This window comes from Streptomyces sp. NPDC043854, from assembly GCF_056436005.1.
The window spans coordinates 33,307-43,061 of the sequence record NZ_JBWKDK010000004.1 but is presented as its reverse complement, the minus strand read 5'-3'; the positions used below and the strand labels follow the sequence as shown (position 1 = coordinate 43,061).

The following is a 9,755-nucleotide window of genomic DNA, read 5'->3' as shown; positions in this document are numbered from 1 at the left end:
GGGCAGTCCGCGGAAGAGAAGGGACCCCCCCGGGGCACACCCCACCCCCCCCCCCCCCCCCCCACCCCCACAGCACAGCGAAAAGGGCCCCCCCCCCCCCCCCCCCCCCCGCCTTCGCCGTCCGATTCTCCCGAACGTCAGCCGCGCGCCCGGAGGTTCGTCCGTACCGGGTCACGCTTCTGTCACGGAATGTCGACAGTTCTCCGGGCCCGCCGAGTTCTGCGGAACCGGCACACGAGCCGCGTACAACCGGCCGCGCCGCATTCTTTTTCCGGGCCCGGTCCACAGCACCGTTGCACGGCCCGGGAACCACGGCGGAACCAGCCCCGGACAGCCGCCCGATCGCATTCGCATTCCGTTCGAGAACGCCCGAATTCCGCGGGCCGATTGCCCGGGAGCGGCCGGCCGGCGGCCACCGTGGCTCCCCCGTTTCCTTACTCCTTCTCCACGGCCGCGGTCCCGCCCGCCCGGTCCAGCGCCCGCCCCAGGAGGTCCCGGGCCGCCCGGATCCGGTCGGTCAGCTCCGGCGGCTCGACCACCTCGAACTCGCAGCCGAGCAGCATGACGTGGATGACGAGCACGTCGAGGTCGGCAGCCCCGGTGCGCAGCAGGCAGCTCTTGTCGTCGACCGGTTCCAGGGCCCCGTCGCTCGGTCCGATCACCTGCGCCGCGTCCTCGGCCGGCATCCCCAGCCACAGCACCGCACGCGCGGCGTAGGCTGCCTGGGCCACGCCCCGGGAGACGTACGCGGCGAGGTCCTCCGCGGGGGCCGGGCGCGGGACGAACCGCGGACCGTGGGGCGGTCTGAGCTCGATCCGGTCGGCGCGGAAGGTCCGCCAGTCCTCCCGCTCCACGTCCCAGGCGACCAGGTACCAGCGCCGCTCGGTGCACACCAGCCGGTGCGGCTCCACCACCCGCCGCGAGGCGCTGCCCCCGTGGTCCCGGTAGGCGAAGCGCAGCCGCTCGCCGTCCCGGCACGCGGCGGCCAGCTCGGCCAGCACGGACGGGTCGACGGCGCTCCGCTCCGGCGCGCGCAGCATCGGCACGGTGAACCCGTCGATCGCCGACACCCGCCGCCGCAGCCGCCCCGGCAGGACCTGCTCCAGCTTGGCCAGCGCCCGTACGGAGGCCTCGCCGATCCCCTCGACCCCGTTCCCGGCGGCCGTGCGCAGTCCCACCGCGACGGCCACCGCCTCGTCGTCGTCGAGCAGCAGCGGCGGCAGCTCGGCCCCGGCGCCCAGCTGGTAGCCGCCGCCCGTCCCGGGAGTGGCGTTCACGGGATAGCCGAGTTCCCGCAGCCGGTCCACGTCGCGCCGCACCGTCCGCGGGGTCACGCCGAGGCGCTCCGCGAGGTCGGCGCCGGTCCATTCGCGGTGGGCCTGCAACAGGGACAGCAGGCGCAGCAGTCGTGCGGAGGTCTCCAGCATGCCGAGCAGTGTGCCAGCGCCGACGGCCCCGGCCCGCGACGGGCTGCGGCCGACCGGTGGGCGGTCGGCGCCCGGGTCCGGGGAAGGGGTGAAGGACACCGGAGGCAGCAGACCCGGCGCGCCCTGCGGCTCCCGGCACCGCAGGAGCCGTTCGACACACGGACGAGTGAGGCCGGCAGGCCGGACCGGGCCGCGTCGGTGAACCCCGGGACGCCGGTGAGTGGAGGGGCCGCGCCGACTCCCGACGGGAGTACGAGGACGAGAGCCGGCGCGGCAGCGGCCGCAGCCGCCGAAGCGGCCCGCCGGATCCGGGGGTCGGGCATCGGGTCACGCTACGCGGCCCGCGGCCCCGCACCCGCCGCGCCACGCGGCCCGGTTCGCAGTCCGTCCGAAAGCCCACCCGGTCGGCGGACCCGCGGCATGCCGGTGGAGCCCCCGCCCAAACGCGCAGCTCCGGCCAGCAACTGCGCACAAAGCGGCAGCGGTTGGCTCGAAAGCAACGCCGCGGTGCGACCGTTCACCCCTCCGGGTGTCGGGTTCGATTCCGTTCCCTCCGACGGCGTGACCCCGACCGCCGCTTCCCCGTTGATCCGGCAGGCCGGGAACCGCTCGGCCCGCCCCTGCTCGCCTAGTCCGAGGAGCCACCCCGTGCCCCGCATGCTCGACGTCAGTGATGAGGTACGTGCCGAGATCGGTGACGAAGAAGCCGAGAGGCTGCTCACCGGCGACGACGCACCGCGCAGTTACGACTGCACCTCCTGCCGCACCCCCGGGGACCCGGAGACCGACCGCACCAGCACCGTGCTGTTCGTCGGCGAGGAGACCGCCGTCCTCGCCTTCGCCCACGCCGGCTGCATCCCCTCGCAGGTCGTGAACGTCTCCGAGGAGCAGCTGCAGGGCGCCGTCCGCAGCATCACCGGTGACAGCCCCGCCCCGCAGGCGGCCGCCCCCGCCCCCGCCGGCTCCGTGCCGCAGAGCGTGCCCGGCGGTCAGGCGGTCCTCGGCATCACCAGCGGCCTGGTCCTGCTCGGCGGCGAACTGCACCCCGCGCTCGTCGTCGAGCCGACCGCGCCGATCGCCCGCCCGGGCAGCGACGGCCCCGGCGACGACTTCCTGCCGCTCCTGATCGAGCAGGGCTTCCACTTCGTGACCGACACCGGCGAGGTGCCCTCCCCGCTCGCCGGCTGGTCGGTGCTGCTCGCCGCGGGCCAGCTGCACGCCGTGCTCCAGCCGGACCCCAAGGGCGGCAAGCCGGTCGCCTGGTGGCAGGCGCACCAGGCCCTGTCGGTCACCGACGGCTGGCGGACCGCCGTCAACAAGACCCAGCGCGTCCTCGTCTACGCCGCCCCGGTCGGCTCCATCGGCCAGCAGCCCCGCGAGGACCTGCTGCGCGACGCACTCGACCGGGCTGCCGCCGCCGGCCGCCTGGTGGCCGCCTCGATGCCGCTGGCAGGCACCCCGGGCGCCTGACGCCGAGGTGCCCCGAAGCGGCGACCCGCCCCTCACGAGGGGGCGGGTCGGCGTGCGCCGGGGGTGTGCGGTCCGTCCCGCGCACCCTCGGCGATCTGCGTTTCCTGGCCTTCCGGCCGCATCCGCGAGGGCCCCGGGGTCGTTTGCTGATACGTGCATTCATACGACCCCTCCCGCGCCTCTGCCCATCCGAGCGCCGTCTCCCCGATGCGCCCCGTACGGGACCTGGACGGCGCACCGGCCGCCCCCTCGCACACCCCCATCTACGACACGCTGTACACCGAGTACCTGCGCGCCTTCCGGGCCCTGCCGGGCGACCGGACCGGCGAGGAGGACCTCGCCTTCACGTCGTTCTCGTACGCCGGCTCCTACACCGGCTCCGTCACCGCCACGTACGGCAGCGGCTGGAGCGGCTCCGGCTGGCAGTCCGACTCCTGGCAGCCCTCGTACCCGCCGGCGCCGCAGCCCTCGTACGCGTACGCCGCCACCGGCACCGCGACCGGCACGTACGGCAGCGGGCGGCAGCACCAGACCGGGATGCACCACATCCCGGCGGCCCTGCCGCCCGCTCCGCGCCGCGGCTACTGACCCGGGAGACCCCGGACCCGCCCGCCTGCCGCCGCTACTTCTTCTTGTGCTGGGCGCCGCGCTTCTCGCGCACCCGCACCGAGATGTGGATCGGGGTGCCCTCGAAGCCGAACTCCTCGCGCAGACGGCGCTCGATGAAACGCCGGTAGCCGTGCTCCAGGAAGCCGGAGGCGAAGAGCACGAACCGCGGGGGCTTGCTGCCCGCCTGGGTGCCGAACAGGATGCGGGGCTGCTTGCCGCCGCGGATCGGGTGCGGGTGCGCCGCGACGATCTCGCCGAGGAAGGCGTTCAGCCGGCCGGTCGGGACGCGCGTCTCCCAGCCCGCGAGGGCGGCCTCGATCGCCGGGACCAGCTTCTCCATGTGGCGGCCGGTCTTCGCCGAGACGTTGACCCGGGGCGCCCAGGAGACCTGCTGCATCTCGGTCTCGATCTCGCGCTCGAGGTAGTAGCGGCGCTCCTCGTCGAGCTGGTCCCACTTGTTGTACGCGATCACGACGGCACGGCCGGCTTCGACGGCCATGGTGATGATGCGCTGGTCCTGGACGCTGATGTTCTCGCTCGCGTCGATCAGGATGACCGCGACCTCCGCCTTCTCGACGGCGGCGGCGGTGCGCAGCGAGGCGTAGTAGTCGGCGCCCTGCTGGAGGTGGACGCGCTTGCGGATGCCGGCGGTGTCGACGAACTTCCAGGTGACGCCGCCGAGTTCGATGAGCTCGTCGACGGGGTCGCGGGTGGTGCCGGCGAGCTCGTTGACGACGACCCGCTCCTCCTTGGCGACCTTGTTCAGGAGGGAGGACTTGCCCACGTTCGGGCGGCCGATGAGCGCGATGCGGCGCGGGCCGCCGATCTGGCCGCCGCCGAAGGACTGCGCCGGCGCCTCCGGCAGCGCCTCCAGGACGGCGTCGAGCAGGTCGCCCGTGCCGCGGCCGTGCAGGGAGGAGACCGGGTAGGGCATGCCGAGGCCGAGGGACCACAGCATGGCCGCGTCGGCCTCGCCGCTCTGGCCGTCGACCTTGTTCGCGCACAGGACGACGGGCTTGCCGGCGCGGCGCAGCAGCTTGACGACGGCCTCGTCGCTGTCGGTGGCGCCGACCTTGGAGTCGACGACGAAGACGACCGCGTCGGCGGTCTCGATGGCGTACTCGGCCTGGGCGGCGACGGAGGCGTCGATGCCGAGGACGTCCTGCTCCCAGCCGCCGGTGTCGACGACCTTGAAGCGGCGGCCGGCCCATTCGGCCTCGTAGGTGACGCGGTCGCGGGTGACGCCCGGCTTGTCCTCGACGACTGCCTCGCGGCGGCCGATGATGCGGTTCACCAGGGTCGACTTGCCGACGTTGGGGCGGCCGACGACGGCGAGGACGGGGAGCGGGCCGTGGCCCGCCTCCTCGATCGCGTCCTCGACCTCCTCCAGGTCGAAGCCTTCCTCCGCGGCGAGCTCCATGAACTCCGCGTACTCGGCGTCGCCGAGCGCTCCGTGGTCGTGCTGGTCGTTCATGAAGTCCGTTCCTCGTCGTTCGTGGTGATCGGTGGCAGCCGGGCGGGATCCCCGCGGCCTCCGCGGGGCGGTGCCCGCGGAGGCTGCCACTACTGGGTCAAGTCTCGCTCAGCGCCCGGTGAGGCGCTTGGCGTCGGCCAGGTGTGCGGTGAGCCTGCTCTGGATGCGGACGGTGGCCTCGTCCAGGGCGGTACGGGTACGGCGGCCGGTGCCGTCGCCCGCGTCGAAGGGGGAGCCGAAGACGATGTCGACCCGGCTCTTGAACGGCGGCAGCCCCCGTATCAGGCGCCCCTGCCGGTCGGCGCTGCCCAGGACGGCGACGGGCACGACGGGCGCGCCGCTGCGGACCGCGAAGTAGGCCAGGCCGGCGCGCAGCGAGGCGAAGTCGCCGTCGCCCCGGGTGCCCTCGGGGAAGATCCCCAGGGCGCCGCCGTTCTCGAGGACCGCCAGCGCCTTCGAGATCGCGGTGCGGTCGGTGCCCGAGCGGTCGACCTTGACCTGTCCGATGCCGTCGAGGAAGGTCCCGAGCGGGCCGACGTACGCCTCCTTCTTGATCAGGAAGTGCAGCGGCCGGGGCGCCGTGCCCATGACCATGGGCCCGTCGATGTTGTGGGCGTGGTTGACGGCGAGGATGACCGGGCCCGAGGCGGGCACGCGCCAGGCTCCCAGTACGCGGGGCTTCCACAGCCCGTACATGAGCCCGACGCCGATCCGCCGGCCGACCGCCGCACCCTTGGGGGAGGGCGTGTCGCTCACTTGCGGCCCGCCCCCGCCCTCTTCTCCTCGACCAGGGTCACGACGCACTCGATGACCTGCTCCAGGGTCAGCTCGGTGGTGTCCACCTCGACGGCGTCGTCGGCCTTGGCCAGCGGCGAGGTCTTGCGGCCGGAGTCGGCCGCGTCCCGCTTGATCAGGGCTTCCCTGGTGGCCGCCAGGTCGGTGGCCTCCTTGCCGCGCAGCTCGCCGTTGCGGCGGGCGGCGCGGGCCTCGGCGGAGGCGGTGAGGAAGATCTTCAGGTCGGCGTCGGGCAGGACGGTGGTGCCGATGTCCCGGCCCTCGACGACGATCCCGCCCTCGGCCGCGGCGGCCGCGGCGATGCTGCGCTGCAGCTCGGTGATCAGGGTGCGGACCTCGGGGACGGCGCTGACGGCGCTGACCTTGGAGGTGACCTCCCGGGTGCGGATCGGGCCGGCGGCGTCCAGCCCGTCGACGGTGATCGTCGGCGCGGCCGGGTCCGTCCCGGAGACGATGGCCGGCTTGCCGGCGGCCACGGCGATGGCCTGCGGGTCGTCGGTGTCGACGCCGTTGTTGATCATCCACCAGGTGATGGCCCGGTACTGGGCACCGGTGTCCAGGTAGCGCAGCCCGAGCTTGGCGGCCACGGCTTTGGAGGTGCTGGACTTGCCCGTGCCGGAGGGACCGTCGATGGCGACGATCACGGCGGACGGAGCTGCGGTTTCCACGGTGCGGGCACCTTCCTGGTTGCGCGGGCGTGTCAGGGCGCGGCAAAGCACCCCTGACCAAGGTTACCGGCCCGCGCCACGACCACCGCCCGCCCGGTCCCGGACCAGGGCCGGAGGCGGGCGGGGCGGGCGCGAGGCCGGGCCGGGGCGGGCCCTGACCCGGAGGTGACCGGTGACCGGCCGGCGCGGGTGACTACTGCCGGCGCAGGGCCCAGCCGCGGTCGCGGAGCTCGGCGGTCAGGGCGGCCGCGGACTTCGGGTCGACCATCAGCTGCACCAGGCCCGCCTGCTGCCCCGTCGCGTGCTCTATCCGCACGTCCTCGATGTTGACCCCGACCCGGCCCGCGTCCGCGAAGATCCGGGCGAGCTCGCCGGGCTGGTCGCTGATCAGGACGGCCACCGTCTCGTACGCCACCGGCGCCGTGCCGTGCTTGCCCGGCACCCGGCCCCGGCCGGTGTTCCCGCGGCGCAGCACGTCCTCGATGCCGGACGCTCCCCCGCGCCGCTGCTCCACGTCGGCCGATTCCAGGGCCCGCAGCGCCTCGACCGTCGCGTCCAGGTCGGCGGCGATGCCGGCGAGGACGTCGGCGACCGGCCCCGGGTTCGCGGAGAGGATCTCCACCCACATCCGCGGGTCGGACGCGGCGATCCGGGTCACGTCCCGGATCCCCTGGCCGCAGAGCCGTACGGCGGTCTCGTCCGCCTCCTCCAGGCGGGCGGCGACCATGCTCGACACCAGCTGCGGGGTGTGCGAGACGAGCGCGACCGCCCGGTCGTGCGCATCGGCGTCCATGACGACGGGTACGGCCTTGCACAGGGCGACCAGCTCCAGCGCCAGGTTCAGCACCTCGTGGTCGGTGTCCCGGGTCGGGGTCAGCACCCACGGACGGCCCTCGAAGAGGTCCGCGGTCGCGGCGAGCGGCCCGGACTTCTCCTTGCCGGCCATGGGGTGGGTGCCGATGTAGGCGGTGGTGTCCACGCCGAGGGCCGACAGCTCTCGCCGCGGCCCGCCCTTGACGCTGGCCACGTCCACGTACGCCCGGGCCAGGCCCCGTCCGATGGCCTCGGCCAGGGTCGCGGCCACGTGGGCCGGCGGCACGGCGACGACCGCGAGGTCGACCGGGCCGTCGGGCGGCGTGTCGGTGCCGGCGCCGAGGGAGGCGGCCGTACGGGCCTGGGCCGGGTCGTGGTCGGCCAGGTGGACGGCGATCCCGCGGGCGGACAGGGCGAGCGCCACGGAGGTGCCGATCAGTCCGGTTCCGATGACGACGGCGGTTCTCACGGGGCGCTCCAGGGTTCGCGGTGTTGCGTTACGGCACGTCAGGACCAGCCTAGCCAGCGGCCGCGCCCCACCGGAAAGCGGAACGGAACGGCGCCGGGCGGCAAGGCGGCCTGGCCGCAGCGCCGCCTGGCCGCAGGGGCACGGGCCGCAAGGGCACCGGGCGCCCACGCCGGGCGGAGCCGCATCACCGACGACGCACGCGGGCTGCGGTACAACGATCGGCATGATCTTCCACATCGTCCCGCTCGCCGACTGGACCGCCGCACCCGAGCTCCCCTACGCCCCGCCCTCCCTCGACTCCGAGGGGTTCGTGCACTGCTCCGCGGACCGTCCGACGGCGCTCGGGATCGCGGACGCGCACTACCGGGACGTCCCGGGGCCGCTCCTGGCCGTCGAGCTGGACGAACGGGCCCTGACCTCGGAGGTGAGCCGGGAGGGTGAGTCGGGCGCCCGCTACCCCCACGTCCACGGCCCGCTGGACCGGGCGGCCGTGATCCGCGTCTGGGAGGTGGTCCGCCGGGCCGGCGCCCCGGCGGAGCTGGCCCCGTGGGAGCCGGGTTCCTGAACCGGCGGCGCGGCGGGCTGTACCCGGGCCCGCCGCACGCCAGGATGCTCCTCGCGAACCCCGCACCCGGCGGCCCCGGCGACCGGGCGACTCGGCGACCGGGCGGCCCGGCGACCGGGCGGCCCCGCCGCGGCCATGAACGAGGAGCAGCGCATGAGCAACCCCCAGCACACCGCCCGACGCACCGTTCTGGCGGCCGGAGCCGCCGCCGCTCTGTCCGGCGGCGCGCTCACCGGCTGCGGCGGCGACACCAAGGAGTCCGCCGAGACCCCGCCGAAGGGCGAATCCCCCGCGGCCCTCTCCCCCTCCCCCGCGGGCACGCCCGCGGCGTCGCCCACGACGGGCGGCGACGCGTCGAAGACGCTCGTGAAGGCGTCGGCGGTGCCGGTGGGCGGCGGCACCGTCATCACGGCCAAGAAGCTGGTGGTCACCCAGCCGTCGGCCGGGACCTTCCGCTGTTTCACGGCGGTGTGCACGCATCAGGGCTGCCTCGTGAACAAGGTGGCGAACGGCACGATCGACTGCCCCTGCCACGGCAGCAAGTACGACATGACGGACGGCGCCGTGGTGCACGGCCCGGCGACCCGCCCGCTGACCCGGCAGAACATCACGGTCTCCCCGTCGGGCGACATCTCCCTGGCCTGACCCGCTGGTCCGCCCTGCCCCGTAATCCCTTCGCGAGGCGGCCGTACGGGTGCGTACGCTCCCGGAATGACCGCCGCACCGACACCCCCCGCCGCAGCCCCGGACCACCACGCCCTGGTACGCGACCACACGATCTACGCGTGCGTGATGGGCTCCCGGGCGTTCGGCCTGGCGACGGAGGCGAGCGACACCGACCGGCGCGGCGTCTACCTCGCCCCGACGCCGCTGTTCTGGCGCTTCGAGAAGCCGCCGACCCATGTGGAGGGTCCGCGGGAGGAGGAGTTCAGCTGGGAGCTGGAGCGCTTCTGCGAACTCGCCCTGCGTGCCAACCCGAACATCCTGGAGGCCCTGCACTCCCCCCTGGTGGAGACCCTCACCCCGGTCGGGGAGGAGCTCCTCTCGCTCCGCGAGGCGTTCCTCTCCCGCCGGGCCCACGCCACCTTCACCCGGTACGCGGCCTCCCAGCAGGCGAAGCTCCGGGCGGACGTCCGCACCCACGGCGCCCCGCGCTGGAAGCACGCCATGCACGTGGTGCGGCTGCTGCTGTCCTGCCGCGACCTGCTCCGCTCGGGCCGCCTGACGATCGACGCCACCCCGCACCGCGACCGCCTCCTCGCCCTGAAACGCGGCGAACTGACCTGGCCCGAGGCGGAGTCGTGGATGACCCGCCTCACCGAAGCGTGCGACGCGGCCCTGAGCACCACCCCCCTGCGGGAATGCCCCGACCGCGCCCGAGTGGAGTCCTTCCTCACCCACACCCGCCGGGCCGGCGCCGCGGTCTGAACACACGGGCCGAGCCGGCAGTCGAGACCGGCGCAGG

At 74.6% G+C, this 9,755-nt stretch carries 10 protein-coding genes; 5 read left to right on the top strand and 5 right to left on the bottom strand.

Annotated features, from left to right (window positions below; translation table 11 throughout):
• Positions 1-434: 434 nt before the first annotated feature.
• Positions 435-1,427 carry a helix-turn-helix transcriptional regulator gene (locus tag AC068A_RS05225; RefSeq protein WP_478580962.1) on the bottom strand — a complete coding sequence of 331 codons (993 nt, stop codon included), beginning with the start codon at positions 1,425-1,427 and terminating at the stop codon, positions 435-437.
• 648 nt (positions 1,428-2,075) lie between these two features.
• Between AC068A_RS05225 and AC068A_RS05220 the strand changes: the two genes are divergently transcribed.
• Complete coding sequence (locus tag AC068A_RS05220) at positions 2,076-2,897, top strand: hypothetical protein (RefSeq protein WP_478580959.1); 822 nt, start codon at positions 2,076-2,078, stop codon at positions 2,895-2,897.
• Between the two features lie 207 nt (positions 2,898-3,104).
• The gene (locus tag AC068A_RS05215; protein WP_478580957.1) at positions 3,105-3,485 is read left to right on the top strand and encodes a hypothetical protein; all 381 of its coding nucleotides are present in this window, start codon (positions 3,105-3,107) and stop codon (positions 3,483-3,485) included.
• 34 nt (positions 3,486-3,519) lie between these two features.
• Here AC068A_RS05215 and der read toward each other — a convergent pair whose 3' ends face one another.
• The 4 genes from der to AC068A_RS05195 all read right to left on the bottom strand — a co-directional run bounded on the left by der (position 3,520) and on the right by AC068A_RS05195 (position 7,725).
• Entirely contained in the window at positions 3,520-4,980 is a 1,461-nt protein-coding gene (gene der / locus AC068A_RS05210; protein ID WP_478580955.1) for a ribosome biogenesis GTPase Der, read from the bottom strand.
• A 108-nt stretch (positions 4,981-5,088) separates the two neighbouring features.
• On the bottom strand, positions 5,089-5,736 hold the full coding sequence (locus AC068A_RS05205) for a lysophospholipid acyltransferase family protein (RefSeq protein WP_478580953.1): 648 nt from the start codon (positions 5,734-5,736) through the stop codon (positions 5,089-5,091).
• Complete coding sequence (gene cmk, locus AC068A_RS05200) at positions 5,733-6,443, bottom strand: (d)CMP kinase (protein WP_478580951.1); 711 nt, start codon at positions 6,441-6,443, stop codon at positions 5,733-5,735. The genes AC068A_RS05205 and cmk overlap by 4 nt, the downstream gene beginning before the upstream one ends.
• 193 nt (positions 6,444-6,636) lie before the next feature.
• Entirely contained in the window at positions 6,637-7,725 is a 1,089-nt protein-coding gene (locus AC068A_RS05195) for a prephenate dehydrogenase (RefSeq protein ID WP_478580949.1), read from the bottom strand.
• Positions 7,726-7,948: 223 nt separating this feature from the next.
• Between AC068A_RS05195 and AC068A_RS05190 the strand changes: the two genes are divergently transcribed.
• The 3 genes from AC068A_RS05190 (at position 7,949) to AC068A_RS05180 (ending at position 9,718) form a co-directional block, all read left to right on the top strand.
• Positions 7,949-8,290, top strand: coding sequence for a DUF952 domain-containing protein (locus AC068A_RS05190; protein WP_478580947.1), 342 nt, complete (start codon positions 7,949-7,951; stop codon positions 8,288-8,290).
• Positions 8,291-8,443: 153 nt separating this feature from the next.
• Complete coding sequence (locus AC068A_RS05185) at positions 8,444-8,935, top strand: Rieske (2Fe-2S) protein (protein WP_478580945.1); 492 nt, start codon at positions 8,444-8,446, stop codon at positions 8,933-8,935.
• Between the two features lie 66 nt (positions 8,936-9,001).
• Entirely contained in the window at positions 9,002-9,718 is a 717-nt protein-coding gene (locus tag AC068A_RS05180; RefSeq protein WP_478580943.1) for a nucleotidyltransferase domain-containing protein, read from the top strand.
• The last annotated feature ends 37 nt before the right edge of the window (positions 9,719-9,755 follow it).

What these genes read in the sequence shown, in the direction of transcription:
- AC068A_RS05215 (WP_478580957.1), top strand. Translation starts at nt 3,105, where the DNA reads ATGCGCCCCGTACGGGACCTGGACGGCGCACCGGCCGCCCCCTCGCAC.
- AC068A_RS05225 (WP_478580962.1), bottom strand. Translation starts at nt 1,427, where the DNA reads ATGCTGGAGACCTCCGCACGACTGCTGCGCCTGCTGTCCCTGTTGCAG.
- AC068A_RS05185 (WP_478580945.1), top strand. Translation starts at nt 8,444, where the DNA reads ATGAGCAACCCCCAGCACACCGCCCGACGCACCGTTCTGGCGGCCGGA.
- der (WP_478580955.1), bottom strand. Translation starts at nt 4,980, where the DNA reads ATGAACGACCAGCACGACCACGGAGCGCTCGGCGACGCCGAGTACGCG.
- AC068A_RS05180 (WP_478580943.1), top strand. Translation starts at nt 9,002, where the DNA reads ATGACCGCCGCACCGACACCCCCCGCCGCAGCCCCGGACCACCACGCC.
- AC068A_RS05190 (WP_478580947.1), top strand. Translation starts at nt 7,949, where the DNA reads ATGATCTTCCACATCGTCCCGCTCGCCGACTGGACCGCCGCACCCGAG.